The following is a 26872-nucleotide window of genomic DNA, read 5'->3' as shown; positions in this document are numbered from 1 at the left end:
ACGCCTCGCACACGGTCCCGGCGGGGCGCGTCGGGATTCGCCACCATCGGCTCACCGGTCACGGTCACAGAGCTTCCGATCTCTCGGGGGTCGTCCTCGACCCTTGGTGCAACGTTGCGGTCTAACGTTGGATCACGATGGACTACACGAGCGCCACCCGTCAAGAGGTGACGCGTCGGCGAGAGGTGGACGGGTGAGCGAACAGGTCGCGGACGACAGGTCGGCCGGCGGGCGGCGCAGGCCGCCGGGGATCAAGGACGTCGCCGCCGCGGCGGGCGTGTCGTGGAAGACGGTCTCCAACGTCGTCAACGGCACCGGCCGGGTGGGCGCGGCCACGCGCGAGCGCGTCGAGGGCGTCATCGCGGAGCTCGGCTACCGCCCGAGCCTCGCGGGCCGGCAGCTGCGGCAGGGGCGCACGGGCATCCTCGCGCTGGCGGTGCCGCAGATCGACTCGCCCTACTTCTCGACCCTCGCCCACGAGACCATCGAGGTCGCCGCCGCGCGCGGCTACCGCGTGCTCATCGACGAGACCCGGGGCGACGCCGAGGCCGAGCGGCTCGTGGCCCGGGGCTTCGACGTGCGGCTCATCGACGGCATCGTGTTCAGCCCGCTGGACCTCAGCCTGGGAGACGTCGACGAGCTGCGCGGCACGACGCCGATGGTGCTGCTCGGCGAGCGGCCCTGGAAGGCCGGTGCGCCGCTGACCACGGACCACGTGAGCATCGACAACGTCGCCGCCGCGCGCGAGGCCACCCGGCACCTGCTGGACACCGGTCGCCGGCGCCTCGCGTTCCTGGGCGCCGAGCCCGGGGTGCCCGAGCGCTCCGGCGCCCCGCGCCTGCGCGGCTTCGTGGAGGAGCTGCGGGACGCCGGCCTTGAGGCCCGGCCGGACTGGTTGCTGCCGGTGCAGGACTACAGCCGCGCCGCCGGCGCGCGGGCGGTCGAGGAGGTGCTCGCCCGCGTCGGCGAGGTCGACGGCCTGGTGTGCGGCAACGACCTGCTCGCGCTCGGCGCCATGCACGTGCTGCGCACCAACGGCGTCCGCGTGCCCGAGGACGTCGGCGTCGTCGGCTGGGACAACACCGAGGACGGCCGGTACGCCAACCCCGGGCTCACCACGGTGGCGCCCGACGTGCGCGGTATCGCGGAGCGCGCCGTCGCACGGCTGGTGGCGCAGGTGGAGGGCGGCGCCGGGCCCGCCGAGGACGTCGTCGCGCCGCACCGCCTGCTGGTGCGGGAGAGCACCCGAACGTTTGGTACAACGTTGCGCTTTTCTTCGGACGGAGGTTGAATCAGCCCGGACCATCGACCAGCCGACCGCGACGGAGCAGCCGCCATGGCAGACCACCTCACCCACCTCGACCCGCCCTCCGCCCCGGCGGGCGCGGCCGTGCCGCGACCGGAGTACCCACGCCCGCAGGTGGTGCGCGAGCGCTGGCTCAACCTCAACGGCACCTGGCAGTTCGAGCTCGACCAGGGCGACTCGGGGCTGGAGCGCGGGCTGCGCGACCGTGGGCTCGCCGGAACCATCACCGTGCCCTTCGCCCCCGAGTCGGAGCTGTCCGGCGTGGGGAACACCGACTTCCTCGAGGCCGTCTGGTACCGCCGCGAGGTGACCGTCCCGGCGGAGTGGGCCGCCGTCGCCGGCGACGACACGCACGTGCTGCTGCATTTCGGCGCGGTCGACCACGATGCGACCGTGTGGGTGGACGGCGTGGAGGTGGCGCGCCACCGCGGCGGGTTCTCGCCGTTCACGGCCGACCTGCACGGCGTGGCCGCGCCCGGCGACACCGTGACCGTCGTCGTGCGCGCCCGCGACCCGCGCGACGCCCGCCAGGCCCGCGGCAAGCAGGCCACCTGGTACGCGAACACCCACTGCCAGTACACGCGCACCACCGGCATCTGGCAGACGGTGTGGCTGGAGCCCGTGCCGGGCGCCCACCTGCGCCGGCCGCGCGTCACGCCGCACGTGGCGAGCAGCGCGTTCGACGTCGTGCTGCCGCTGACCGCCAACCGCCCCGGCCACACGGTCACCGTCACGCTGACCGACTCAGCCGGCGTCGTGGCCTCCGAGTCCGTGCGTGCCGACGTCGACCTCGCGCCCGCGCTGCGAATCGTCGTCCCCGAAGACCGCGTGCGCCTGTGGGGCCCGGGGAACCCACACCTGTACGGCCTGCGGGTGGAGCTGCGCGACGGCGACGGCGCGCTCGTCGACGCCGTCGACTCCTACGCGGGCCTGCGGTCCGTCGCGATCGACGGCCAGGCCGTGCGGATCAACGGCCGCGCCATGTTCCAGCGCCTCGTGCTGGACCAGGGGTACTGGCCCGAGTCGCTCATGACGGCGCCGTCCGACGCGGCGCTCGTGCGCGACATCGAGCTCGGCCTGGAGGCCGGGTTCAACGGCGCGCGCCTGCACCAGAAGGTGTTCGAGGAGCGGTTCCTGTTCCACGCCGACCGCCTCGGCTACCTCGTGTGGGGCGAGTTCGGCGACTGGGGCGTGAGCGGGCAGGGCACCGTCGGCCACAACCAGCAGCCCACGGCGTCGTTCACCACGCAGTGGCTGGAGGTGCTGGAGCGCGACCACTCGCACCCGTCGATCGTCGGCTGGTGCCCCCTCAACGAGACGCACCAGGACCTGCACGACCGCCTGACCGTGCTCGACGACGTCACCCGCGGCATGTTCCTCGCCACCAAGCTCGCCGACCCGTCGCGGCCGGTGATCGACGCCAGCGGCTACTCGCACCGCGTGCTCGAGACCGACGTCTGGGACTCGCACAGCTACGAGCAGGACCCGGCCGCGTTCGCCCGCCAGATGGCGGGGCTGGCCGAGGGCGCGCCGTACGAGAACCGTCGCGACGGCGGCGCGGCGATGTCCCTGCCGTACCGCGGCCAGCCGTACTTCGTGTCCGAGTACGGCGGCATCTGGTGGAACCCGGAGGCGGCGGCCGCCGCGGCGGGGAACGACACCGCCGAGTCGTGGGGCTACGGCCAGCGCGTCGCGGACGAGGCGGAGTTCCACGCCCGGTTCCGCGGCCTCACCGAGGTGCTGCTCGGCGACCCGCTGATGTTCGGCTACTGCTACACCCAGCTCACCGACGTGTTCCAGGAGCAGAACGGCGTGTACCGCTTCGACCGGTCCGAGAAGCTCGACGTCGCCCGCGTCCGGAAGGTGCAACAGCAGGTCGCCGCCGTGGAGGAGGCGGACCGCGCGGCGGTCTGACCCGCCGGGCGGGCCGTCGCCCGACGACGGCCGCCGGGACTACTTGTCCCAGGCCGTCGTCGGCGGCAGCCCGCGGGCCGCCCGCTCCTCGTTGAGCAGCTCCTCGACGAGGTCGCGCTTCGCGGCCGTGTACTCCCGGAGCCCTAGCCCAGGGCCGACAGCCCAAAGGCGGTGGCGAAGCCGAGCACGGTGACCAGCCCGGTGACCGGGCCGCCGAACTCGGTGGCCTCGGGGATCATCGTGTCCACCAGCATGGTGAGCAGGGCGCCGGCGGCGAAGGCCTGCACGACGGCGATGGTCACCGGGTCCGCGGCGCCCAGGACGGCGTAGCCGACGCCGGCGGCGACGGCCGACACGAGAGTGGTGCCGCCCCACAGCAGGGCGAGCCGGGCGGTCGAGGCGCCGGCCTGCCGCAGCCCGACGGTCGCGGACATCGCCTCGGGCAGGTTGGAGATGAACACCGCGGCGAGCACGGCAACGCTCACCCCGCCGCCGCCGACCAGCGTGGAGCCGAGCACCACGGACTCGGGGATGCCGTCCAGCACGGTGCCCAGGGCGATCGCTCCGCCGGAGCCCTGCGCCTGGGCGCCCGTGGACCGCTTGCGGTCGTGCCCGCCCCGCCGGTCGATGAGCAGGTCGCCGACGAAGAACGTCAGCGCCCCTGCGGCCAGCCCGGCGAGCAGCACCCAGCCGCTCGCGGACCGCGAGGCGTCCTCGACCAGGTCGTACGCGACCGCGCTGATGAGCACGCCCGCGCCGAACGCCATGATCAGGCCCGTGAGCCGCCGGCTCGGCGTCTTCCACAGCACCAGCGCGGCGCCGATCAGCAGCGACGAGCTGCCCAGCAGGCCCCACCAGAAACCCAGCATCCGCCCATTCGACCAGGTCAGGCGGAGCGCTGCCCTCCGAGCGTGCCGCCCGTGACCACCGGGCACGTCGCGAGGTGGTCGTCCACCAGACCGCAGGCCTGCATGGCGGCGTAGGCGGTCGTCGGGCCGAAGAAGCGGAAGCCCTCCTTCTTGAGCGCCTTGGCCAGGGCCACCGATTCGGGGGTGGTGGCCGGCACGGCGTCCCACGCGTCGATCCGGCGCTCGCGGGCCGGGGGAGCGAACGACCAGAACAGCTCGTCGAGCGTGCGGCCGTCGTCGTGCAGGGCGAGCACGGCCCGCGCGTTGCCGATGGTGGCCTCGATCTTCTGCCGGTTGCGGATGATCCGGGCGTCGCCGAGCAGCCGCTCGACGTCGTCGGGCGTGAGGGCCGCGACCTTCTCCGGCTCGAACCCGGCGAACACCTCCCGGAACGCGGGGCGCTTGCGCAGCACGGTGATCCACGACAGGCCGGACTGGAAGCCCTCCAGCGCGATCCGTTCCAGCAGCGCGGCCTCGCCGTGCACCGGCACGCCCCACTCGGTGTCGTGGTACGCCTCGTACAGGGGGTCGCCGTCGCCGAAGCAGCGGGCGGCGACGGGAGGGGCGGCCGGCCCCGGGTCGTCGGTCGTCGTCATGCCCCCAGCCTGCCCGGTGCTCCCGACACCCGGCGCCGGTTGTCCACAGGGCCGCGGCCTCCCGGGGTCAGCCCTTGACCGACCCGGACATCAGCCCGCCCATGAAGTACCGGCCCAGCAGCACGTACACGAGCAGCGTGGGCAGCGACGCGAACAGCGCGCCCGCCATGGAGACGCCGTAGTCCTGCAGCAGGGCGCCGTTCGCCAGGTTGTTCAGCGCGAGGGTCACCGGCCCGTTCTGGCTGGAGGAGAAGAACACGGCGAACAGGAAGTCGTTCCAGGCCGACGTGAACTGCCAGATGAGCACGACGACGAAGCTCGGCACGGAGATCGGCAGCACGATCCACGCGTACGTGCGCAGCATCCCGGCCCCGTCGACGCGGGCGGCCTCGATCAGCTCCTGCGGCACGGTCATGTAGTAGTTGCGGAAGATGAGCGTGGTGATCGGGATGCCGTAGACGACGTGCAGCAGGATCAGCGACGGGACGCCGCTCGGCACGCCGAGCCCCAGCACGAGCTGGTTCAGCGGGATCATCACCGCCTGGTACGGGATGAACATGCCGAAGAGGATCAGCGTGAACACCAGGTCGGCGCCCGGGAAGCGCCAGCGCGACAGCACGAACCCGTTGAGCGACCCGAGGAACGCCGAGATCAGCGCGGCCGGCACCACCATCTGCACGGTGCGCGCGATGGCGGGGGCGAGCGTGCTCCACGCCGTCTCCCAGTTGGCGGTGGTCCACACCTGCGGCAGGTTCCACGCCCGGGTGGGCGCGGCGTCGCCGGGCCCCTTGAAGCTGGTCACCAGCAGCACGTACACCGGCACCAGCACCACGAGGACGAACAGCAGCAGCACGAGGTAGCGCAGCGTGCGGCCGAGGGTGAACCGGCCGCGCGGGGCCGCCGGCCGCCCCAGGTCGACCGGGCGCCCGGCCTCCTCCACGACGGCGGTCATCGCTTCGCCTGCCGGTGCGTGTGCACGAGGTACGGCACGATGACGACGGCCACGATGACCAGCAGGATCGTGCCGACGGCGGCCGCGTTCGCGTAGTCGAACGCCGACTTGAACACGTACATGTCCACGGCGGGCACCTTGGTCTGGTAGTTCGCCGGCTTGGAGATCGACATGATGAGGTCGAACGCCTTGAGCGACATGTGGCCGATGATGATGAGCGCCGACAGGGCGATCGGCGACAGCTGCGGGAACAGGACGTGCCGGTACAGCTTCCACTCGCTGGCGCCGTCCACCCGGGCGGCCTCGCGCAGCTCCACGGGGATCCCGCGGAAGCCGGCGAGGAACAGGGCCATCACGTAGCCGGAGAGCTGCCAGATCGCCGGGATCGCGATGGCGACGATGCCCACGGACACGTTGTTCCACCAGTTGTTCTGCAGCGCGTCCAGCCCGATCATCTGGAACAGCCGGTTCAGGCCGGACGCCTGCTCGTCCTGGTTGGAGTTGAGCAGCCACCGCCACACCACGCCCGAGGCGATGAACGAGACCGCCATCGGGAACAGGTACACCGAGCGGAAGATCCCCTCGCCGCGCAGCGGCTTGTCGAGGAGCCAGGCCCAGGCGAACCCGATGACCATCGTGCCGACCAGGAACACCACCGTGTACAGCACCAGGTTGGTCAGCGAGTGCTGGAACTCCTCGCTGCCCAGCAGGTCGAGGTAGTTGCGCAGCCCGACGCCCGTCGTCGGCGACTGACCCGTCGCCTGGGCGGCGGTGTGGTTGTCGGTGGCGGACTGCCGGGCGTTCGCCACGATGAGGCCGTAGACGAACACCCCGACCAGGATCAGCGACGGCAGCAGCAGGAGCAGGGGCGCGCCGGCGCGGCGGACCGCCCGGCGCACCCCCGCCCGCCTGCGCGTGGCGGTGGGCATCGGCGCCTCAGCCGGCGGCCGCGGCGGCCAGCTCCGACTGGAACGCCGCCAGGTCGGACGCCCCCGAGGTGAACTTGCTGGTGGCGTCTTGGATCGCCGTGAGCGTCGCCACCGGCACGGCGGCGCCGTGCGCCAGCGAGGACACGATGGTGTCGCTCTTGAACGACTCCGCGGCGTCCTGCTGGTAGGGGCCGAAGCTCGACATGTCGATGTCGGTGCGGGCCGGGATGGAGCCCTTGGCCTTGTTGAACGCCTCCTGCCCCTCGGCCGAGCCGACCGTGTCCAGCCAGGCCTTCGCCCCGTCGGGGTGCGGCGCGCCCACCGGCAGCGTGAACGAGTCGGCGAGGAAGTCGAAGACGCCGTCCGTGCCTGGCACCGGGAACGCCGAGTAGTCGGTGCCGAGCTCCTGCTTCTGCTCCTCGTACGACGCCTCGGCCCAGTCGCCCATGACCGTGAACCCGGCCTTGCCGTCGATGACGAGCTGCTGCGACTCCGGCCAGTCCAGGCCGTCGCGGTCGGTGTTGGTGTAGCCCATGAGCGTCTGGAAGTCCTCCAGCGCCGCCTTGACCTCGGGGCCCTTCCAGTCGGTCGAGCCGTCCCACAGCCCGGAGTAGCCGTCGGCGCCCAGGTCGGAGAGCAGCACCGTCTCGAGCAGCTGCACCTGCGTCCACGCCTGCGCGACGGCGAGCGGCGTGACGCCCGCCTTCTTCAGCTTCGCCAGGTCGTCCATCCACGACGACAGGTCGTCGTAGGTGGCGTCCGGGTCGACGCCGGCGTCCTCGAGCACCTGCCGGTTGCTCCAGACGACGTTGGCGCGGTGGATGTTCGACGGGATGGAGTAGATCTCGCCGTCGGCGGCGGTCAGCCGGTCCATGAGGTCCGGCGGGAAGACGTCGGTCAGCCCGAACTCGTCGTACAGGCCGGTCACCGGCTCGATCTGCGCGGCGTCGATGTAGTCCTGCAGCTCGGCGCCCGCGTGCGCCTGGAACGTGTCCGGCGGGTCCTGCGCCTGCAGGCGGGTCTGCAGCAGGTCCTTGGCCTGCGACCCCGCGCCGCCGGCGACCGCGCCGTTGACGAACTTCACGTCCGGGTGCTGCTCGTCGAACACCTTGACCAGCGCGTCCAGGCCGGCCTTCTCCGACCCGGCCGCCCACCAGGTGAAGACCTCGACCTCGCCGCCGCCCCCGCTGCCGCCGCTGCTGCCGGTCTCGGGTTCGTTGCCACCGCCGCCGCACGCGGCTAGCGTCAGCGCCGCCACGGCAGCGACCGCGGCCACCACCGACGTCCTGGGAGCTCCTCGCATGTGCCTCACCCCTACGCCCTCTGGGCCGGCGGGGTCGGTGCGCGCGACGCGCGTCACCGGCCTGGCGCGTCGTCGCGCCCCGGTCTCGCTCTCATGGCACGACCGGCGCGGTCACGGTGTCAAGGCGCCCGGGGAGTCTTCGCCCGAATCGTGACCGGAAGTCACCCGCCCGTCGCTTCGTCGGGTCACTCGCACCCGATCCGTCGCCCTGACGTCAAGGGCCGTGCGGGTACCGTCCGGTGCATGCCCACGGCCCGTGACGTGCGGATCTGCTTCGCCGGCGACTCCTACGTCGCCGGCACCGGTGACCCGGCCTGCCTGGGCTGGGTCGGCAGGGTGTCGGCCGCCGCGTTCGCGGAGGGTCGTCGGCTGACCTCCTACAACCTCGGCGTGCGCGGTGAGACGTCGTCCCAGGTGGCCGAGCGGCTGGAGGCTGAGCTTGCCCCGCGGCTGTCCGCCGGCGACGAGCGCCGACTCGTCCTGGCGTTCGGCGTCAACGACACGGTGCGTGTCGACGGGCACGTGCGTCAGTCGCTCGCTCAGTCGGCGCGGGCTCTGCACCGGGCCCTCGACGTGGCCGGCCGGGCGACGACGCTCGTGGTCGGACCGCCCGCCGTCGACGACGAGGCGCAGAACGCCCGCCTCCACGGCCTCGGCGACGCGTTTGCCGAGGTGTGCGCCGATCGCGGCATCCCGTACGTGGATACGTTCGACGCCACCGCGACGGACGCGACGTGGCGACGCGAGGTCCGCGAGGGGGACGGGTTCCACCCGGGGGCGGCGGGCTACGCGGCGCTCGCCGCCGTCGTGCAGCGGCCGTTCCTCGCCTCGCTGGCGTCAACATAGGGACACGCTGCCTGCGGCGTTGCCCGGCCCGCTACGCTCACGCTCCGTGACCTCGGCGCTGACGATCCACACCGCGGGCGACGCGGCCTCTCCCACGGTCGTGGTGCTGCACGGCCTGTCGGACGCGGGCGACAACTTCCCGGACCTCGTGGACCGGTGGCGGCGCGACTGGCGGATCGTGGCGCCGAGCATGCGCGGCCACGGCACGTCGCCGCGGTTCCGGCCGGACGAGATGGGCCGGACGGCGGAGCTGATGCTCTCCGACGTGCTCGCCGTGCTCGACGACCAGCCGGAGCCCGTCGTGCTGCTGGGCCACTCGATGGGCGGCGCGCTCGCCCTGCGCGCGGCGGTCGCCCGGCCCGCGGCGGTGCGGGCGCTGGTGCTGGAGGACCCGCCGCGGGCGAGCGGCGGCCCCAGCCCGGCCGAGGACGCCGCCGGCTTCCTCGGGTTCGTCGAGGGCGTGAGCGAGCGGGTCGCGGCCGGCGAGCTCGAGGCGCTGGTCGCGGAGAGCGCGTGGAGCCGGCCCGAGGTCGAGGCGTGGGCGCGGTGCAAGCCGCAGGTGCAGCGGGACTACCTGCGCCGGGGCCTGCACCTGGGCCGGGAGAGCTGGGCCGAGCTCGTGCCCCGGCTGGCGGTGCCGACGCTGCTCGTGCTGCCCGACCGGGACAGCGTCGGCCCTGCGCCGACCGCGCCCGGGCCGGGGAACGCGCTGCTCAGCCTCGCCGTCGTCGCCGACGCCGGGCACTGCGTCCGCCGGGACCAGCCCGCGGCGTACTTCGAGGCCGTCGAGGAGTTCCTCGCCGCCCACCTGCCCCGCTGACGGGTCACTCCCGCGACAGCGCCAGCGCGGCGCTGTGCCCGCCGAAGCCGAACGCGTCGACGAGCGCGTGGCGCGCCGTCGTCGGCCGGGCCGCGGTGACGACGTCGAGGTCCACGTCCGGGTCGGGGTCGTCGAGGTTGAGGGTGGGCGGGACGACGCCGTCGCGCAGCGCGAGCATCGCGACCAGCGCGCCCAGGGCGCCGGACGCGCCGAGCAGGTGCCCGGTGGACGCCTTCGTGGCCGTCACCGCGGGCGGGCTCCCGAGGGCGGCGCGCAGGGCGTCGGCCTCGTTGACGTCGCCCATCGGCGTCGACGTCGCGTGCGCGTGCACCAGCCCGACGTCGGCCGCGTCCAGCCCGGCGTCGTGCAGCGCGAGCGTGATGGTCCGGGCCTGGTTGGCCGGGTCGCCGCCGACGATGTCGTAGGCGTCGGACGTGAGCGCCCCGCCGTCGACGGCTCCCAGGACCCTCGCGCCGCGGGCTCGCGCGTGCTCCTCGGCCTCGAGGACGAAGAGCACGGCCCCCTCGCCCATGACGAAGCCGTCACGGCCGGTGTCGAAGGGGCGGGAGGCGCGCAGCGGTTCGTCGTTGCGGGTCGACAGGGCGCGCACCCGGCCGAAGCCGGTGAGGGACAGCGGCACGATGCTGGCCTCCGCCCCGCCGCACACCACGACGTCCGCCGCCCCCGAACGGATGAGGTCGCGGGCCTGCAGGATCGCCTCGACCCCCGCGGCGCACGCGCTCACCGGAGCGCGGGCGCCGGCCTTGGCCCCCAGGTCGAGGGACAGGTAGGCCGCCGGGCCGTTCGCCATCGCCATCGTGATGGTGTGCGGGGAGACGCGGCGGTAGCCGTCCCGGCCCAGGGTGTCCTGCATGGTGACGGTCGTCGCGATGCCGCCGTGCGCGGTGCCCACGGCCACCGCGACCCGGGTGGGGTCCACGGTCGGCGCCCCCGCGGACGCCCACGCCTCGCGCCCCGCGACCAGCGTCAGCTGCTCCACCCGGTCGCGGGTGCGACGCTCGGGCACGCTCAGCCCGTCGGCGAAGGCGTCGTCCACCCGCGCGGCGATGCGCACCGGCAGCGTGCCGGCCCAGTCGTCGGCGATCGCGCCTGCCCCGTTCGCCCCGGCCACGAGGGCCGCCCACGTCTCCTCGACCGTGCCGCCGACGGGCGTGACCGCCCCGGCACCCGTGACCACCGTTCGTCGCACTCGCATGCTCCTCGTCAGTCCGGTTGCCCCCTGCACCCGCACCGTGCGAGACCGTGTTGCGGGCAACTCTGCCGTGCCTGCCCGCGCGTCGCCCATGCAGGTCGTGCCCCGGCGCGGTTCCATGGGTGGTGGCCGGGCCTGCGCGACGACGCGAGAGGCGGCGGGTGACGGTGCGAGGACGATCAGCTGCGAGCCGATCCGGGAGGTCGCGATGAGCCAGGCGGTCGATCAGAGCGGGGCGGGCAGGGCCGGCGACGCGGTCCCCGACCACGGCCTCAAGCGGGTGATGGGGCGCAAGCTGCTGCTCCTCTTCATCGTCGGGGACATCCTCGGCACGGGCGTCTACGCCCTCACCGGGCAGGTCGCCGGCGAGGTCGGCGGCGCCGCCTGGGCCCCGTTCCTCATCGCGTTCGTCGTGGCGACGCTCACCGCGTTCTCGTACCTGGAGCTGGTCACCAAGTACCCGCAGGCCGCCGGCGCCGCGCTGTACACGCACAAGGCATTCGGCATCCACTTCGTCACGTTCATCATCGCGTTCATGGTGATGTGCTCGGGCATCACGTCGGCGTCGACGGCGTCCAACGCGTTCGCGGGCTTCCTCAGCGACGGGTTCGGGCTCGGCCTCGAGCCCGGCGGACCCGGGCTGCTGTGGATCGCCCTCGGGTTCATGACGCTCGTGGCCCTGGTGAACTTCCGCGGCGTCGGGGAGAGCGTCAAGGCGAACGTCGTGCTCACGCTCGTGGAGCTGTCCGGCCTGCTGCTCGTCATCTTCGTCGGCATGTGGGGCATGACGCAGGGGCGTGCCGACTTCTCCCGGGTGGTGATCTTCGAGAGCCCGGACGACAAGGGCGTGTTCCTCGCAGTGACGGCCGCGACGACGCTCGCGTTCTTCGCGATGGTGGGCTTCGAGGACTCCGTGAACATGGCGGAGGAGTGCCGCGACCCGGTGCGCGACTTCCCCCGCACCATGCTCACGGGCCTGTCGATCACCGGGCTCATCTACGTGCTGGTCGCGATCACGGCCGTCGCCCTCGTGCCCGTGGGCGACCTGACCGACGACTCCAAGGGCTCCGCGCTGACGCAGGTCGTGGCCGCCGGCGCGCCGGGGGTGCCGTTCGACACGATCTTCCCGTTCATCGGCATGTTCGCCGTAGCGAACTCGGCGCTCATCAACATGCTCATGGCATCCCGGCTGCTGTACGGGCTGGCGAACCAGGGCGTGCTGCCGCGCAGCTTCGGCAAGGTGCACCGCACGCGCCAGACGCCGTGGGTGTCGATCATCGTCACCACGCTCATCTCCTACGGGCTCATCACCTACGTGGTCCGCGCGAGCGGCACCGAGGCCGGCTCGAACGCCATCAGCCTGCTGGGCGGCACCACGTCGCTGCTGCTGCTCACCGTGTTCGCCGTCGTCAACGTGGCGCTGCTGGTGCTGCGCCGCCAGCCCGTGCAGCACGCGCACTTCCGCACCAAGGCGTGGGTCGCGCTGCTCGGCGCCGTCACGTGCGCCTTCCTCGCCGGTCCGTGGGCGCGCAGCGAGGAGCAGCAGGAGCAGTACGTCATCGCGGGCGGGCTGCTCGCCGTCGGGCTGGTGCTGTCGTTCATCACCTGGCTGTACAACCGCACCGTGCGCCACGAGCCCACCGAGTTCGAGGACATCGACGAGCTCGACGAGGACAAGCCTCAGGCGGGCTATCCCAAGCGGTGATGAGAGCGCCGGGCGGGCACGAGCACTCCGGTGTTCCCGCCGCCGTGTCGGCCGCGGCGAGCGGTGCCGGATCAAGGCGATCCACCTGGTCGGTCGGGCTCTGAAGACGAGCCCTCGGTGCGGTTCGGTGTGGGGTGTTCGGGCGCGGTGCGTTCAGGTTCCGAGCGTTCGGGTGTGCGGCGTCCGGCTGTGGGCCCCTCGTGGGTCGAGGCGTCGAGTGACCTCGGCTCGACCTGTTCGACGTGTACGACGTGCTCGACCTGTTCGACGTGCTTGACCGGAGGGTCCCGGTGGGTGCGTCCGGTCGGTGAGGTCCAGGTGACGGCGCCGTTCGGGTCGAGCCCGCTGCGCCACACCGACTGGTGCTTCATCACGTGATGGTGGCGGCACAGATGGGTCAGGTTGTCCGCGACCGTCCGCCCGCCGTCGGACCATGCGACCACGTGGTCGACGTCGCAGCGCGCGGCCGCGCGCGTGCAGCCCGGGAACCGGCACACGCCGTCGCGCGCCCGCAGGAACGCGCGCAGCGCGGCCGGGACGGTGTACGTGCCGGGGTCGGTGCCGAGCACGCGGCCGTCCACCGGATCGACGAGCAGCCGCCGCAGCGACGGAGCCGCGGCCGTGAGCCTCGACGCGGTCGCCGCGTCCACCGGCCCGTGGCCGTCGAGGTCCGCGGCCACGTCGGAGCTGCCCAGCAGGGACAGCACCGGCACCGTGACCCGCACGGTGGGGACGATCCGGCGCACGACCTCGAGCGGGTCCGGCACGCGGTCGGTGGTGTCGGCGTCTAGTCCTGTGCGGGTCTCTGTGCCGGCGAGCAGCAGGTCGGCGGCCGCGTCCGCCCGGAGCTGTGCGAGCGTCCGGGTGTCGCCGGCCTCCCGGGCGCGGGTGCCGGCGCGAGTGAGGCGGTCGTACGCGGCGTGCGCGACGGGGGCGGGCAGGTGAGCCGTGAGCCACGCCATGCCGTCCGTGCCCGGGTCGACGTAGACGGCCCGGGACTCCGCGGCCCGGCGGTGCCGCTCCACGAACGGCTCGGGGTGGGCGGCGTCGCGGGCGCGACGCAGGCGCCGACGAAGCTGTGGCAGGGTGCACCGGGTGGCCGAGGGGAGCACAGCGCCCTCGACGAGGCCGCGCGCGTCCTGGTCCGGGAGTTCGGCGAGGGTGTCGGCGACGGCCGTGGCGTGCGCCAGCGACAGACGGCCGTGGCGCAGGGCGTCCAGGGTCGCGCGACCCGGTGCCCCGACGTCGACCGCCAGGGTGCGCGCCGTGTCGAGGAGGTGGCCGGCCGCCTGTTCGGTGAGGCGCAGCGCCGTGGCGAGGTCGGCCGTGAAGGCGCGGCGGGCGAGGTCGCGGCGACGGGCGGCGCCCGCGCGGCTCAGCTCGACGTCGTCGTGCGCGAGCAGCGCCGCCTCCGCGCGCTCCGCCTCCACCCGGGCGCGCTCGGTGGCGACGAGCTTGCGCGCCTCCAGCGCGTCGACCTGGCGCTGGAGCTCCACGACCTCGTCGATCGCGGCCGAGACGCGCGCGAGCGACGGCGCCGCCGGGGGCGAGTCGGCGAGTCGCGAGGTCCGCAGAGGCTCGAACATGTGTTCGACCCTAGCGGGACGGGCCGGGCCTCACAAGGGTGTGGACAACCGCCTGTGGACAACCGTTCCCGCAGGTCAGGCGGCAGTCAGCAGCTGTTCGAACGCGGCCAGCACCGGGGCGTTGAAGAGCACGAAGCGGACCTCGTCGATCGCGGCCGGGTTGGCGTCGTCCCACGACCGGACGGCCTCGAGCGCGGCGCGCGCGACGTCGTCGGGCGACCAGCCGTACACGCCCGCGCCCACGGCGGGGAGGGCGACGGTCCGCGCGCGCAGGTCCGCCGCGACGTCCAGCGACCGGCTGAAGCACGAGGCGAGCAGCGCGGGATCCGTCTGCCCGGCGTGCCGGTTCGGGCCGACCGTGTGGATCACCCAGTCGGCGGGCAGGTCGAAGCCCGGGGTGGCGACGGCGTCGCCCACCGGCAGGCCGTCGGGCAGGGTGCTGTCGCGCAGCTCGCGGCAGGCCGCCAGCAGGCGGGGGCCCGCGGCGGCGTGGATGGCGCCGTCGACCCCGCCGCCGCCCAGCAGCGACGAGTTCGCGGCGTTGACGATCGCGTCCGTGGCGACGGTGGTGATGTCGCCCTGTTCGACGATGAGCTCCACGGTTCCTCCTGGGGTCGGTACGGCGGGCGCGGCGTCAGGCCGAGCGGAGTGCCTTGTCCTCGTCGGGCATGAGGATCCACAGCACGATGTAGGCGAGCACCTGCGGGCCGGGGATGAGGATCGACGCGACGGTGAGGACGCGGACGAGGCCGCGGCTCCACCCGAGCCAGTCGGCGAGGCCGGCGCAGACGCCACCGAGCACACGACCGTGGTTGGGGCGGTACAGCTTGCGTCGGGGAGTGGCGGCGGGCTGGGCGTACGGGGTCGAGGTGGGTGAGGTCATGCTTCGACGGTACGAGCCGCACCCGGCGCCCGGTATCGGGTGGTCCCCCCGTTCGACCCTGAGGGACCCTGACCTAACCGGGTCCTCGGTGGGTGGTCAGCCCGCGACGGCGGCCGCGACCCGGCGCTGCGACGCGCGGGCGAACGCGGGCCAGCGGTCCCAGTAGTACGGCAGGGCGATGACGCCCTGCACCAGCACCCAGCCGCGCCCGCGCTCCCAGGCGCCGTCGTCGAGGTCGCCCCCGGGGCCGGCCCCCGCGGCGTCGCGGAACGCGTCGCGGTCGCGGCCGGAGAACAGCCACCACGCGGGCGGGAGGTCCGCGGCCGGGTCGCCGACGCCGAGGGCGCCCCAGTCGATGACGGCGGCGAGCCGGCCGCCGTCGTCCGAGCCGTTCGAGATCAGGTTCCCGGGCATGAGGTCGCCGTGCAGCCAGGTGCCGGGCACGGGGTCGGCCGCGGCCTCCAGCGCCCGGTCCCACGCCTGGAGGACGGCCGGCCCGTCGACGCGGTCGCCCGCCTCGGCGGTGGCGCGGCGGACGTCGTCGTCCAGCCTGGCCAGCGGCACGCCGCGGCCGGTGCCGTCCTTGACGGGGCCGTCGGTCGGGTTGACGGCGCGCAGCGCGGCGACGAACGTGCCGAGGTCGACGGCGGCGCGCGCGGGGTCCACGTTCGGCTCCGCCGCGGGGTCGAGCGGGTCGGCCGTGGCGGTGCCGGGCACCCACGGCACCACGGACCAGTGGAACGGGTACGCGTCGTCGGGCTCGCCGACGGCGAGGGGTGCGGGCACCGTCAACGGCAGGTGCGGGGCGAGCCGCGGCAGCCACCGCGCGTCGGCGAGCGCATGCTCGGCCGCCCAGCCCACCTTCGGCATCCGCGCCACGAGCTCGTCGCCGAGGCGGAACAGCAGGTGGTCGGTGCCCGACTCGGGCACCGGCTGCACTGCCAGTGACGCCCAGCGCGGGTGCTGCGCCGCGAGCAGGCGGCGGACGTCGTCGGCGGTGACCAGGACCTCGTCGTCGTGCAGCGGCATGGGCTCGACCGTAGGCGCGCCCCGCGAGCGCGGCCAGGTGATACTCGGGTCATGCGACGGACGACGGCGATGCTGACCGCTGCCCTGGCACTCGCGGCCGTGTCGTCCTGCGCGGCCGGGACCGCGTCGTCGTCCGTGCCCACCACGAGCCCCGCCGCGGTGACGCTGCCGCCGACCGACGGCATCTTCGACTACCAGCTCGGCGGCGCGTACGACACCGTCGACGCGGGGGAGGGCCCGACGGCGATCGACGTCGTCGTGCGCGACGCGACGGCGGAGCCGCTGCCGGGCGCGTACAGCGTCTGCTACGTCAACGGCTTCCAGACCCAGCCCGACCAGGCCGACCTGTGGGAGGGGCGCGAGGACCTGCTGCTGCACGACGCCGACGGCGGGCTCGTCGTCGACCCGGACTGGCCGGACGAGCACGTGCTGGACCCGTCCACCGCCGCGCAGCGCGACGGCATCCTCGAGGTGCTGGGGCCGGTGGTGACGGGCTGCGCCGACGCCGGGTTCGACGCCGTCGAGCTCGACAACCTCGACACGTGGACCCGGTTCGACGCGATCGACGAGGCGGGCGCGTACGCGCTGGCGCAGGCGTACGTGGACCTGGCGCACGGCGCGGGCCTCGCCGTCGCGCAGAAGAACGCCGCGGAGATCTCGCGGACCGCGCACGACGAGCTCGGCTTCGACCTCGCCGTCACCGAGGAGTGCGCGGCGTGGGACGAGTGCGCCGCGTACACCGACGTCTACGGCGACCACGTGCTGCAGGTCGAGTACCCGGACACCCTCGACGGCGCCGGGCTGACCTTCGACGACGTGTGCGCGCTCGACGACCGCGCGCCGCTGACGATCCTCCGCGACCGGGACCTCGTCGCCGCCGGCGAGGACGGGCACGTCTACGACGCCTGCTGAGGGCAGCGCGCCGCCGCTACCAGCCGTTCGGGCTGAGGATCTTGCGGATGCGCTTCTCGCTGACGGCGCCGTCGGTGCCGAGCTGCTGCGCGAACAGCGAGACGCGCAGCTCCTCGATCAGCCAGCGCACGTCGGCGAGCTCCGCCGCGCCGGCCGGGTCGGCGGGGCCGGCGGCGTACGCGGCGCGCGCCTTGTCGTAGGCCTCGGTGACGTCGTGCACCCGCCAGGCGAGCTCGGCGTCGCGCGCGGGGTTGGTCTGCGCCTTCTCCAGGCGGTACGACGCCGCGCGCAGGTAGCGCACCAGGTGCGGCACGCGGCGCGGCGGCGTCTGCGCGACGAAACCGTCGTGGATGAGCCCCGCGACGTGGTCGCGGACGTCCTGCAGCGTGTTGAGCAGGGCCAGCGACGACGACGCGCGGACCTCGCCCTCCACCGCCCGCCACGCGGTCAGCGCGGCGACGACGTGCCCGACGATCCGGTGCACCTCGTCCTCCAGGTGCCGCCGCACGAACTCGCGCGCTGCCGTGTACGAGTCGGCGTCGCGGATCTGTACGGCCACCGGGCCGCCCGTGGGGGTCCCCGGCGCCTTGTCGGCGTCGGGGCTGGTCAGCGCGATGACCGCGGCGAGCTGCAGGTCGGCGACCAACGCCTCGGTGTTGTGGTACGGCGCGGCGGCGAGCGTCAGCGACTGCTTCGACGTCCACCGCGACGTGATCCGCCCCGGCTGCAGCGCCGTCTCCGCCAGCAGCAGCCGGCGGACGCCGCGCGCGTGCTGGGCGTCCCGGCCGGTCGCGTCGGCGAGAACGCGCAGCGCCACGGACGGCCTGCGCTGCGCGTCCTCCTCCTCGACCAGCGCGGGGTATCCGCGCACCACCACACCGCCGCCGAGGTCGGTCGACACGCTGTCGGGGAGCGCGCCGTCGGGCAGGCACTCCGGCCAGGTCGTGAGGCCTGTGCGCTCGGCCACCACCCCGCCGCTGGTTGAGCCTGTCGACACCCGGTTCGCGACCGACGACGGGGTCTCGACAGGCTCGACCGGCGAGTGCGGCTCGACCGGCGAGTGCGAGGAACCGCGCCGCGCCTCCTCGAGCGCCTGCCCGACGGCGCCCTTCACGGCGGCGCGGACGGCGGCCTCGGCCTGCGCCGCGAGCCGCCGCTGCAGGGACAGCAGGTCCTTGGACTCGTCCAGTGGGGCGGGCGCGGCGGGACGGGGCTTGCGCCTGCGCCCCTTGCCGGAACGTCTCTGGGTCTCGACAGGCTCGACCGACGGGGTCCCCTCGACGCGGAACGTCATGCGCAGGTGCGCGGGCAGCCGCTCGACCCGCTCGGCGTCCCACACGTCGTCGGGGATGACGACGTCCCGCAGCGCGCGGACGGCGCGGGAGAACGCGACGTGGAACGGCTCGGCCATGTCGCCGGCGCGGGTCATGTCCTCCCACGACGGCGTGTTCTCCCTCAGCCAGTCGGCGACGGCGCGGCCGACGTCGGGCGCGGGCACCAGCTGCACGCGCACGGCCTTGGGCAGGGACTTGATGGTGGCGACGCACAGCTCGTCGAGCAGCCCGGGCACCATCCAGTCGAAGCCCTCGGGGGCCACCCGGTTGAGGATCGACAGGGGGACGTGGACGGTGACGCCGTCGGCCGCCGCGCCGGGCTGGAACTGGTACGTCAGCGGCAGGGTGACCTCGCCCTGCGTCCAGGTCTCCGGGAACTCGGAGGTGTCCACGGCGTCCGCGTCGACGAGCTGGTCGAGCGTGAACGTCAGCAGGTCCGGCGTCTCCCGCTGCGCCGTCTTCCACCAGCGGTCGAAGTGGGCGGCGCTGACGACGTGGTCGGGCACGCGCTCGTCGTAGAAGGCGAACAGGTCGTCCTCGGAGGCGACGAGCCCGCGCTGCCGCGAGCGCGCCTCGAGCTCCTCCGCCTCGGCGAGCAGGCGCCGGTTCTCGGCGAAGAACTTGTGGTGGGTGGTCCACTGGCCCTCGACGAGGGCGTGCCGCACGAACATCTCGCGCGCGGCCTCCGGGTCCACCTTCGCGTAGAGCACGGGGCGGTCGGCGACGATCGGCACGCCGTACAGCAGCACCTTCTCCGTGGCCATGGCCGCGCCCTGCTTGGTGGACCAGTGCGGGTCGGAGTAGGTGTGCTTGGCGAGCGGGCCGGCGAGCTCCTCCGCCCACTCGGGCTTGATGCGGGCGACGTCGCGCGCCCACAGTCGGGACGTCTCGACGAGCTCGCCGGCCATGATCCACTCCGGCGGCTTCTTGCTCAGCGGCGAGCCGGGGAAGATCGCGAACCGGGCGCCGCGCGCGCCGACGTACTCGTTGCGGGCGCGCTTGGCGGCCTGCCGCAGCGCGCGGGCGCGGGCCTCGCCGCGCAGGTGCGCCACCGACGACGCCTTGATCTCGCCCGTGTCCTGCATGCCGATCTGGCTGAGCAGGCCCGCCAGCAGCGAGCGGTGGATCGTCTCGCCGTCCCACACCTGCCTGAGCTCGCTGGTTGAGCCTGTCGAAACCTGGTCCGCGGCCTCGTCGGGGGTTTCGACAGGCTCAACCAGCGGGGACGTCCGGGGCTTGAACGACATGTCGATGCCCAGCGGCTTGGCCATCTCGCGCAGCTGCGCGACGACGTCCTGCCACTCGCGGATGCGCAGGAAGTTGAGGTACTCCGCCTTGCACAGCCGGCGGAACGCGGACGACCCCATCTCGTGCTGCTGGCCGCGTACGTACTCCCACAGGTTCAGTGCGGTGAGGAAGTCGGACGACTGGTCGGTGAACCGGGCGTGCAGCTGGTCGGCCTGCGCGCGGCTCTCGGCGGGGCGCTCGCGCGGGTCCTGGATGGACAGCAGCGCCGCCACGATGGCCACCTCGCGCGCGACGCCGCGCTTCGAGCCCTCGATGATCATGCGGGCCAGGCGCGGGTCCATCGGCAGCTGCGCGAGCGTGCGCCCGACGTCGGTGAGGCGCGTCGCGCCGTCCTTCGTCTCCAGCGCGCCCAGCTCGGACAGCAGCTGCACGCCGTCGCGCACGGCCCGGGTGTCCGGGGGCTCGACGAACGGGAAGCGGGCGACGTCGTCGGGCGTGGTCACGACGCCCACCGAGATCATCTGCAGCAGCACGGACGCGAGCGACGTGCGCAGGATCTCGGGCTCGGTGAACTCCGGCCGGTTCTCGAAGTCCTCCTGCGAGTAGAGCCGGATGGCCACGCCGTCGGCCACACGGCCGGACCGCCCGGAGCGCTGGTTGGCGCTGGCCTGGCTGATCGGCTCGATCGGCAGGCGCTGCACCTTGGTCGCCTTGGAGTACCGCGAGATGCGCGCAGTGCCCGGGTCGACGACGTAGTGGATGCCCGGCACGGTCAGCGACGTCTCCGCGACGTTCGTCGACAGCACGACGCGGCGGCCCGCGTGCGGCTGGAAGACGCGGTGCTGCTCCGCCGCGGACAGCCGCGAGTACAGCGGCAGGATCTCGACGAAGTCGGGGCGCTTGCTGTCCCGCACCCGGTCCTTGAGGTGCCCCTCCAGCGCGTCCGCGGCGTCGTGGATCTCCCGCTCGCCGGACAGGAACACGAGGATGTCGCCCGGGCCCTCGCGCATCAGCTCGTCGCAGGCCTCGACGATGCCCGTGACCAGGTCCTTCTCCTCGCCCTTCTTCTTCGCGGGAGCGTCGGGGTCGGTGTCGGGGGACAGGGGGCGCCAGCGGATCTCGACCGGGTAGGTGCGGCCGGTGACCTCGACGACGGGCGCGTGGTCGGGCAGCACGTCCACGACGGCCTCGGGCGCGCCGCCGATCTGGGCGAGGTGCGACGGGGAGAAGTGCGCCGCGAACCGCTCGGAGTCGATCGTGGCGGAGGTGATGACGACCTTGAGGTCCGGGCGCCGCGGCAGCAGCCGCGACAGGTAGCCGAGCAGGAAGTCGATGTTGAGCGACCGCTCGTGCGCCTCGTCGATGACGATCGTGTCGTAGGCGAGCAGGTCCGGGTCCCGCTGGATCTGGGCCAGCAGGATGCCGTCGGTCATGACCTTGACCAGCGTCTCCTCGGACGAGGTGTCGGTGAACCGCACCTGGTAGCCGACGACGCCGCCCAGCTCCGTGCCGATCTCCTCCGCCACGCGCTCGGCGACGCTGCGGGCCGCGATCCGGCGGGGCTGCGTGTGCCCGATCTGGCCCTTCCGGCCGCGGCCGAGCTCGAGCAGGATCTTCGGCAGCTGCGTCGTCTTCCCGGAGCCGGTCTCGCCCGCGACGACGACGACCTGGTGGTCGCGGATCGCGGCGGCGATGTCGTCCCGGCGCGCCGAGACCGGCAGCTGCTCGGGGTAGTGGATCGGCGGCACCTCGACGGAGGCGCGGCGCGCGGCGGCCTTCTCCAGCTGCTCGCGGCTCACCCGGCGCGGGCCGCTGCGGCGCTCCGGCCCGTTCCCGCCCCGGCGCCCCTGATCGCGTCCGCGGCTCCGGCCGCGACCACGACCGTGCCCCCGGACCTGGGGACGGCGCGCACCGCCGTCGTCCGACGACGACTGCGGTGCGGGGCTGGGCTCGGTGCTCACGACGTCCGATTCTCTCAAGGACCGCAAGGTGATTGGTGCCCGGCCGGCGAACCGTCCCGGCAGCCCACCACGACGTCGCCCGGCGGCGGCCCCGTGAGCCGCACCGGCGACGCGACGAAGAGGCCCACGAGGACCGCCGCGAGCGCCGTCCCGGCGGCGCACCAGCGGGTCAGCACGACGGCGGTCCGGGCGCGCAGGCCGCGGCGCGCGAGGGCGACCACGCCCAGCCCGGCCAGGCCGCCCGCGGTGTTGACGACGACGTCGGTGACGTCCGAGCTCCCGACGGCCAGCGCGTACTGCGCCACCTCCAGGGCCAGGCTCGCGCCCGCGAGCGTGCCCGCCGTCCGCCACCAGGGCCACGACGGCGCGAGGAGCCCGAGGTAGACGCCGAACGGCAGGAAGAGCACGAGGTTCAGCACGAGCTCGACGGGATCGCTGGCGCCCGCGGAGCCGGTGGCCGCGAACGGCACGAGCTTGACGACGCGCCCTCCCGCGTCGCCGATGCGCGGGACGTCCAGCTTCCACAGGACGACCCAGACGAGGAGGGCGAGGTACGCCGCGAACAGCAGGACGAGCGCGGGCCGGGGGCGCGAGGCCGTCGCGAGGGTGGTCATGCGCTCAGTCCATCCGCCGCCATGTTGCGGGAGCGTATGCGAACGCGCGCCGTGGTCCGCGCGGGGCGGCTACCCGGCGTCCGACTGCCGACGGTCGTGGTGGTCGCGATGGGCGAGGACCTCGTCCATGTGCCCCTCGGCCCACGCCTTGATGTCCCGTATGACGCCCTGCAGGGAGGCGCCGAGATCCGTCAGCTCGTAGGTGACGGTCACGGGGACCGTCGCGGTGACGGTCCTGGTCACCATCCCGTCGCGCTCCAGCGACCGCAGGGTCTGGGTCAGCATCTTCTGGCTCACGCCGGAGATCTGCCGGGCCAGCTCGGAGAAGCGCATCGGCCGCCGACCGCGCGTGGGCCCCGAGCCCGGGCCGTCGCCCCCCAGCGCGGCGAGCACGAGGGCGACCCACTTGTCGGAGATCCGCGCGAGGAGCTGGCGGCTGGGGCACACGTCGAGGAACGCGTCGTACTCCTGCCTCGCGACGGCGCGCTGCTGCGCCGCGGTCATGGTCGGCATGGGCCCTCCCGTCGTCCCGGTGACCTAGGCACCTTGAGGTGCCTACTTCCCGATCGGAAGCACCGTGTCCATGGTGGTGGTGATCCGCCGTCCACGCAACGACGAGCACCGAGACACACCGACAGAGGAGCAGGAAGTCATGAACCACCAGACATCGCGTCACGCCGTGGTCCACGCGCCGCACGGACCCGAGTCGATCGAGATCCTCGACGTCCCCGTCGCCGAGCCCGGCCCGGGCCAGGTGCGGGTCAAGGTCGCCGCCGCGGCGGTCAACCCCGTCGACCTCGACGTCACGGGCGGCGGGCTGCACCGCCTCGGCCTGGTGACCCAGCCCGAGCACACCGGCCTCGGCGCGGACTTCTCGGGCGTCGTGGAGGCTGCGGGCGACGACGTCGACCTGGTCGTCGGCACCCGGGTGGCCGGCTTCCTCGGCGGCTTCGACCGCGACCACGGCTCGCACGCCGACCACGTCGTGGTCGCCGCGGCCGACGTCGCCGTGCTGCCCGACGGGCTGTGCCCCAATGTCGCGGCGAGCGCGCCCCTGGCCCTCACGACGGCCGCCCAGCTGCTGGAGGTCCTCGGAGCCGCGCCGGCGGAGGGACGCCGACTCCTGGTGACGGGGGCGGCCGGCGGGGTGGGCGCGGCAGTCGCGGCGCTCGCCGCCGAGCGCGGCTGGGAGGTGACCGGCCTGGCGCGCGCCGGCGACGAGGCGTTCGTGCGCGGCCTCGGCGTCGACTTCACCGCCGCGCCCCGGGCCGGGTGGGACGTGGTCGTCGACGCCGCGGCCATGCAGGACGAGGCGGTGACCCTCGTCCGTGACGGCGGGCGGTTCGTCGGCGTGAAGCCGGGGCTGGAGCCTCGCGAGGAGCGCGGCATCTCCGTCGACGTCGTCGTCAGCCACCCCGACGGCCCGCTGCTCGCGCGGCTGCTCGACCGCGTCGTCGACGGGACCGTCCCCGTGAGGATCCACGCGGCCCTCCCGCTCGCCGAGATCGTCGGCGCGTACCGGCTGCTGGCCAAGGGCGGCGTCCGCGGCCGGGTCGTGGTGCTCCCGTGATCGCCACCGTCGCCACCGTGGTGGCCGGGCTGATCGCCGCGGCCGTCGTGGTCATGGGCACGAGCTTCTTCTGGGCGCCGGGCGTCGCCGCCGGCTTCGGCATCCCCGACACCCCGGTCGCGGACCGCGCCTTCCGGTACTGGGCGCAGGTCAAGGGCAACCGCGACATCGGCACCGGGATCCTCCTGCTCGTGGTGCTGATCGGCGGCTCCCCGCAGCTGCTCGGCGCGGCCATGATCGCGGCCGCCGTGATGCCGGTGTGCGACGCCGTCACCGTGGCCCGCGCCGGAGGGCCCCGGTCCACCGTCTACGGCGTGCACGCCGCGACGGCGGCCGTCATGGTCGTGGTCGGGCTCGTGCTCCTCGTCGCCTGACGGGTGGCGCGGCCCAGGTCAGGGCGTGCGCGCGGAGCACCGGAAGCGGACCTGCGTGACGTCCACCGCGCCCCCGCGGTGCAGCTCCGCCAGGCGCCCGGGGTGCGCGGCGGGTTCGAACCCCGGCACCGTCCACGGGGTGAGGGCGAGGTAGGTGACCAGCGCCTCGACGTCGGCGAACCGCGCCCGCCCCTGCCACTCGTCGGCGACGACGACCGTCAGGCCAGCCCGCTCGAGGTCCGCGCGCGCCCGGTCGAGGCGGACCTCCGGGTAGAGCAGCTCGGCGCCGAACCAGTCGCGCAGCTCGACCAGGTCGCGCCCGTCGACCTGCTGGGTGAGGAACGCCCCGCCCGGGGTGAGGACCCGCGCGACCTCGGCGGCGTCGTACGCCTCGTGCCGCGCCATGACCAGGTCGACCGAGGCGTCCGCGAACGGCAGCCGCGGGGCGGCCTCGGCGTCGTACGGCACCACGGGCACGCCGTACGGCGCGAGGCGCTCGCGGGCGACCGGCTCGTTCGGGACCCAGCCCTCCGTCGCCACCACGGACGGAGCGGTCCCCGCAGGCAGCCGGTCCAGCAGCGCGGCGAGCCGCTCGCCGCCGCCCGTGCCCAGGTCGACGACGGTGCGCGCGCGCCGCATCGCGGCGAGGCAGTCCGCCTCGAAGTCCCACGGCGGGTTCTCTGAGGTCATCGCGCCGTCCAGGACGGCGAAGTCCCAGCCGACCATCGTCGTGCGGCGGTGCACGTCGGCCAGCGCGGCCACGAGCGCGGCCGGGTCGTCCTCGGTCACCACGGCAGGCTAGCCGGGCCCGGGCGCCCGGCTCCGGCAGCCGCGGGTAGCGTCGGCATCGCCCGCCACCGAACGAGGAGGTCACCGTGCGCATCGCCGTCCTGGACGACTACCAGCAGGTCGCTCACCGCTTCGCCGACTGGGCCGCCCTGGGCGCCGAGGTCGACTTCCTCGACCGCCCGTTGCCCGACGACGACGCGGTGGCCGCGGCGCTCGCCGGGTACGACGTCGTCGTGGCCATGCGGGAGCGGACGCCGTTCACCGCGGCGCGCCTGGCGCGGCTGCCCGACCTGCGGCTGCTGGTGACGACCGGCCGGCAGAACGCGTCGATCGACCTCGACGCCGCCCGCGCGCGCGGCGTCGTCGTGTGCGGCACGGACTCGCCCACGAACGCGACCCCCGAGCTCACCTGGGCGCTGATCCTCGCCGTGCTGCGGCACGTGCCGGCCGAGGACCGGGCGGTGCGCGACGGCGGGTGGCAGTACACGGTGGGCGGCGACCTCGAGGGCCGCCGCCTGGGCGTCGTCGGGCTCGGGCGGCTCGGCAGCCGCGTGGCGAGGGTCGGGCAGGCGTTCGGGATGGACGTCGTCGCCTGGAGCCAGCGCCTCGACCCGGCGAAGGCAGAGGAGGCCGGGGTGCGCGCCGTCGCGAAGGACGAGCTGTTCGCGACGTCCGACGTCGTCACCGTGCACTACAAGCTGAGCGACCGCAGCCGCGGCATCGTCGGCGCCGACGACCTGGCGCGCATGAAGCCCACGGCCGTGCTCGTCAACACCTCGCGGGGCCCGCTCGTGGACACCGGCGCCCTGCTCGCCGCGCTGCGCGACGGTCGCCTCGGCGGGGCCGGGCTCGACGTGTACGACGTCGAGCCGCTGCCCGCCGACCACCCGCTGCGGTCCGCGCCGCGCACCGTCCTCACGCCGCACCTCGGCTACGTCACCGAGGCGACCTACCGGACCTTCTACGGCCAGGCCGCGGAGGACGTCGCCGCGTGGGCGGCCGGGACGCCGGTACGGGTGCTGGCGTAGCGCGCGCCAGGAGCGGTCAGACCGACATCCCGTACTGCTCGAACGACGAGGTCGTCGAGAACGCCGCGAACAGCCCGCCGAACACGGCCAGCACGATGAACAGCACGTACAGCACCGCGAGCGCCGTGAAGGCGATGGACAGCCACAGCCCCCACTTGCCGAGCACGTTCGGGTAGCCCACCTTCTTCGACTCCGACAGGGCCATCGCGGACACCACGATCCCCGCGGGCGCGACGACGAACGCCAGCACGAAGCCGACGATGCCCATGGTCTTGCCGGGCGGCTCGGGCGCGTACGCCGGGTACCCGTAGCCCGCCGGCGGGTACGGGGCCTGCGGGTATCCCTGCGCGTACCCCTGCTGCGGGTACGGCTGCTCGGCGTAGCCGGGCTGGGGCTGCTGCTGGCTCGGCTCCGGGTACTGGCCGGGCTGGTACGGATCGCTCACCGGCACAGTGTGACGCAGCGCGGATGGCAGGTCGAGCACGTCCTCGCTCCGCCGCGGCGCGCCCTCAGGGGGCGGCCGGCGTGCGCAGGTGCTCGTCCAGGGTCCGGAAGACGACGTCGGACCCGCCGGCCCAGTGCGGGGCGGGGTCGGCCTGGCCCGGCGCGGATGCGTACAGCCACCACAGGTTCCCCCAGGGGTCCGCCATCCGGGCGAGCGTGAGCTCGCCGTAGAACGGGGACGGCGGCGTGACGACCTGGCCGCCGCGCTCGACGGCCCGCGCGAGCACGTCGTCGACCGACGACACCCAGACCTGCAGGAGGCCCGGCCGCGCCTGCCAGCCGTCCTGCCGGTCCGCCAGCAGCAGGAACGAGTCGCCGAGCCGGACCTCGGCGTGGATGAGCGAGCCGGCGGGCGTGGCGGTGCGCGCCTCCGGCACCTCCCGGGCGCCGAAGACCTCCTCGCAGAACGTGATGAGGCCGGCGGCGCCGTCGACGACGACGAACGGGTTGAGCGAGCGCCCGCGGCCGGTGACGTCCGGGCCGGCGAGCACCGTGGGGATGTCGGTCATCCTGCGACGGTAGGCGGCGCCACCGACGGCGCACGGTCG

General features: G+C 74.1%; 25 protein-coding genes. 9 read left to right on the top strand and 16 right to left on the bottom strand.

Translation table 11 applies throughout. The features are described from left to right. Positions 1-193: 193 nt before the first annotated feature. Together AAG589_RS18230 and AAG589_RS18225 are read left to right on the top strand one after the other, a co-directional pair. A complete protein-coding gene (locus AAG589_RS18230) occupies positions 194-1291 on the top strand; it encodes a LacI family DNA-binding transcriptional regulator (protein ID WP_430568692.1) in 1098 nt (365 codons plus the stop codon). Between the two features lie 45 nt (positions 1292-1336). Then, on the top strand, positions 1337-3220 hold the full coding sequence (locus AAG589_RS18225; protein WP_430568691.1) for a glycoside hydrolase family 2 protein: 1884 nt from the start codon (positions 1337-1339) through the stop codon (positions 3218-3220). 143 nt (positions 3221-3363) lie between these two features. Here AAG589_RS18225 and AAG589_RS18220 read toward each other — a convergent pair whose 3' ends face one another. The 5 genes from AAG589_RS18220 to AAG589_RS18200 all read right to left on the bottom strand — a co-directional run bounded on the left by AAG589_RS18220 (position 3364) and on the right by AAG589_RS18200 (position 7908). After that, positions 3364-4089: a ZIP family metal transporter gene (locus AAG589_RS18220; protein ID WP_430568690.1), complete on the bottom strand. Its 726-nt coding sequence runs from the start codon at positions 4087-4089 to the stop codon at positions 3364-3366. A 17-nt stretch (positions 4090-4106) separates the two neighbouring features. After that, a complete protein-coding gene (locus tag AAG589_RS18215) occupies positions 4107-4724 on the bottom strand; it encodes a DNA-3-methyladenine glycosylase I (protein ID WP_430568689.1) in 618 nt (205 codons plus the stop codon). A 67-nt stretch (positions 4725-4791) separates the two neighbouring features. Then, positions 4792-5676, bottom strand: coding sequence for a carbohydrate ABC transporter permease (locus tag AAG589_RS18210; RefSeq protein ID WP_430568688.1), 885 nt, complete (start codon positions 5674-5676; stop codon positions 4792-4794). Beyond that, positions 5673-6605: a carbohydrate ABC transporter permease gene (locus AAG589_RS18205; RefSeq protein ID WP_430568687.1), complete on the bottom strand. Its 933-nt coding sequence runs from the start codon at positions 6603-6605 to the stop codon at positions 5673-5675. Before AAG589_RS18205 ends, AAG589_RS18210 begins: the two co-directional genes overlap by 4 nt. Positions 6606-6612: 7 nt before the next feature. Next, positions 6613-7908: an ABC transporter substrate-binding protein gene (locus AAG589_RS18200; protein WP_430568686.1), complete on the bottom strand. Its 1296-nt coding sequence runs from the start codon at positions 7906-7908 to the stop codon at positions 6613-6615. 243 nt (positions 7909-8151) lie between these two features. Between AAG589_RS18200 and AAG589_RS18195 the strand changes: the two genes are divergently transcribed. Then, positions 8152-8754 carry a GDSL-type esterase/lipase family protein gene (locus tag AAG589_RS18195; RefSeq protein WP_430568685.1) on the top strand — a complete coding sequence of 201 codons (603 nt, stop codon included), beginning with the start codon at positions 8152-8154 and terminating at the stop codon, positions 8752-8754. 46 nt (positions 8755-8800) lie between these two features. Beyond that, positions 8801-9574, top strand: a complete 774-nt coding sequence (locus tag AAG589_RS18190) for an alpha/beta fold hydrolase (RefSeq protein WP_430568684.1) — start codon at positions 8801-8803, stop codon at positions 9572-9574. A gap of 4 nt (positions 9575-9578) precedes the next feature. On the opposite strand, the gene AAG589_RS18185 is transcribed toward AAG589_RS18190, so the two are convergent. Then, the gene (locus AAG589_RS18185; RefSeq protein WP_430568683.1) at positions 9579-10790 is read right to left on the bottom strand and encodes a beta-ketoacyl-[acyl-carrier-protein] synthase family protein; all 1212 of its coding nucleotides are present in this window, start codon (positions 10788-10790) and stop codon (positions 9579-9581) included. A gap of 205 nt (positions 10791-10995) precedes the next feature. Between AAG589_RS18185 and AAG589_RS18180 the strand changes: the two genes are divergently transcribed. Next, on the top strand, positions 10996-12492 hold the full coding sequence (locus AAG589_RS18180; RefSeq protein WP_430568682.1) for an APC family permease: 1497 nt from the start codon (positions 10996-10998) through the stop codon (positions 12490-12492). A 71-nt stretch (positions 12493-12563) separates the two neighbouring features. On the opposite strand, the gene AAG589_RS18175 is transcribed toward AAG589_RS18180, so the two are convergent. The 4 genes from AAG589_RS18175 to AAG589_RS18160 form a co-directional block, all read right to left on the bottom strand. Continuing rightward, the gene (locus AAG589_RS18175) at positions 12564-14078 is read right to left on the bottom strand and encodes an HNH endonuclease signature motif containing protein (protein WP_430568681.1); all 1515 of its coding nucleotides are present in this window, start codon (positions 14076-14078) and stop codon (positions 12564-12566) included. 75 nt (positions 14079-14153) lie between these two features. Further along, positions 14154-14678: an O-acetyl-ADP-ribose deacetylase gene (locus AAG589_RS18170; protein WP_430568680.1), complete on the bottom strand. Its 525-nt coding sequence runs from the start codon at positions 14676-14678 to the stop codon at positions 14154-14156. Positions 14679-14712: 34 nt separating this feature from the next. Further along, the gene (locus AAG589_RS18165; RefSeq protein WP_430568679.1) at positions 14713-14961 is read right to left on the bottom strand and encodes a PspC domain-containing protein; all 249 of its coding nucleotides are present in this window, start codon (positions 14959-14961) and stop codon (positions 14713-14715) included. Positions 14962-15057: 96 nt separating this feature from the next. After that, the gene (locus tag AAG589_RS18160) at positions 15058-15990 is read right to left on the bottom strand and encodes an aminoglycoside phosphotransferase family protein (RefSeq protein ID WP_430568678.1); all 933 of its coding nucleotides are present in this window, start codon (positions 15988-15990) and stop codon (positions 15058-15060) included. A gap of 51 nt (positions 15991-16041) precedes the next feature. Between AAG589_RS18160 and AAG589_RS18155 the strand changes: the two genes are divergently transcribed. Further along, complete coding sequence (locus tag AAG589_RS18155; RefSeq protein WP_430568677.1) at positions 16042-16902, top strand: endo alpha-1,4 polygalactosaminidase; 861 nt, start codon at positions 16042-16044, stop codon at positions 16900-16902. 16 nt (positions 16903-16918) lie between these two features. Here AAG589_RS18155 and hrpA read toward each other — a convergent pair whose 3' ends face one another. From hrpA to AAG589_RS18140, 3 genes are all read right to left on the bottom strand, one after another. Then, on the bottom strand, positions 16919-21445 hold the full coding sequence (gene hrpA, locus AAG589_RS18150) for an ATP-dependent RNA helicase HrpA (protein ID WP_446719762.1): 4527 nt from the start codon (positions 21443-21445) through the stop codon (positions 16919-16921). A 14-nt stretch (positions 21446-21459) separates the two neighbouring features. After that, positions 21460-22059, bottom strand: a complete 600-nt coding sequence (locus tag AAG589_RS18145) for a VanZ family protein (RefSeq protein WP_430568676.1) — start codon at positions 22057-22059, stop codon at positions 21460-21462. A 69-nt stretch (positions 22060-22128) separates the two neighbouring features. Beyond that, the gene (locus tag AAG589_RS18140; RefSeq protein ID WP_430568675.1) at positions 22129-22572 is read right to left on the bottom strand and encodes a winged helix-turn-helix transcriptional regulator; all 444 of its coding nucleotides are present in this window, start codon (positions 22570-22572) and stop codon (positions 22129-22131) included. 139 nt (positions 22573-22711) lie between these two features. On the opposite strand from AAG589_RS18140, the gene AAG589_RS18135 reads away from it, so the two are divergent. Both AAG589_RS18135 and AAG589_RS18130 read left to right on the top strand, forming a co-directional pair. Continuing rightward, positions 22712-23629 (top strand): alcohol dehydrogenase catalytic domain-containing protein, encoded by a 918-nt coding sequence (locus AAG589_RS18135; protein ID WP_430568674.1) that lies wholly within the window; start codon positions 22712-22714, stop codon positions 23627-23629. Then, a complete protein-coding gene (locus AAG589_RS18130) occupies positions 23626-24003 on the top strand; it encodes a DUF4267 domain-containing protein (RefSeq protein ID WP_430568673.1) in 378 nt (125 codons plus the stop codon). Before AAG589_RS18135 ends, AAG589_RS18130 begins: the two co-directional genes overlap by 4 nt. An 18-nt stretch (positions 24004-24021) precedes the next feature. Here AAG589_RS18130 and AAG589_RS18125 read toward each other — a convergent pair whose 3' ends face one another. After that, a complete protein-coding gene (locus tag AAG589_RS18125) occupies positions 24022-24792 on the bottom strand; it encodes a class I SAM-dependent methyltransferase (RefSeq protein WP_430568672.1) in 771 nt (256 codons plus the stop codon). Between the two features lie 86 nt (positions 24793-24878). Here AAG589_RS18125 and AAG589_RS18120 point away from each other — a divergent pair, with 86 nt between their 5' ends. Then, a complete protein-coding gene (locus AAG589_RS18120; RefSeq protein WP_430568671.1) occupies positions 24879-25820 on the top strand; it encodes a D-2-hydroxyacid dehydrogenase family protein in 942 nt (313 codons plus the stop codon). Between the two features lie 16 nt (positions 25821-25836). On the opposite strand, the gene AAG589_RS18115 is transcribed toward AAG589_RS18120, so the two are convergent. Together AAG589_RS18115 and AAG589_RS18110 are read right to left on the bottom strand one after the other, a co-directional pair. Further along, on the bottom strand, positions 25837-26265 hold the full coding sequence (locus tag AAG589_RS18115) for a hypothetical protein (RefSeq protein WP_430568670.1): 429 nt from the start codon (positions 26263-26265) through the stop codon (positions 25837-25839). Between the two features lie 64 nt (positions 26266-26329). After that, positions 26330-26833 (bottom strand): VOC family protein, encoded by a 504-nt coding sequence (locus AAG589_RS18110; RefSeq protein ID WP_430568669.1) that lies wholly within the window; start codon positions 26831-26833, stop codon positions 26330-26332. Positions 26834-26872: the final 39 nt, after the last annotated feature.

The sequence above is a fragment of the Isoptericola sp. F-RaC21 genome, assembly GCF_038593535.1.
Taxonomy (GTDB): domain Bacteria; phylum Actinomycetota; class Actinomycetes; order Actinomycetales; family Cellulomonadaceae; genus Isoptericola.
Note: the sequence above shows the minus strand (reverse complement) of the source record. Positions and strands in the feature narration are given on the sequence as shown.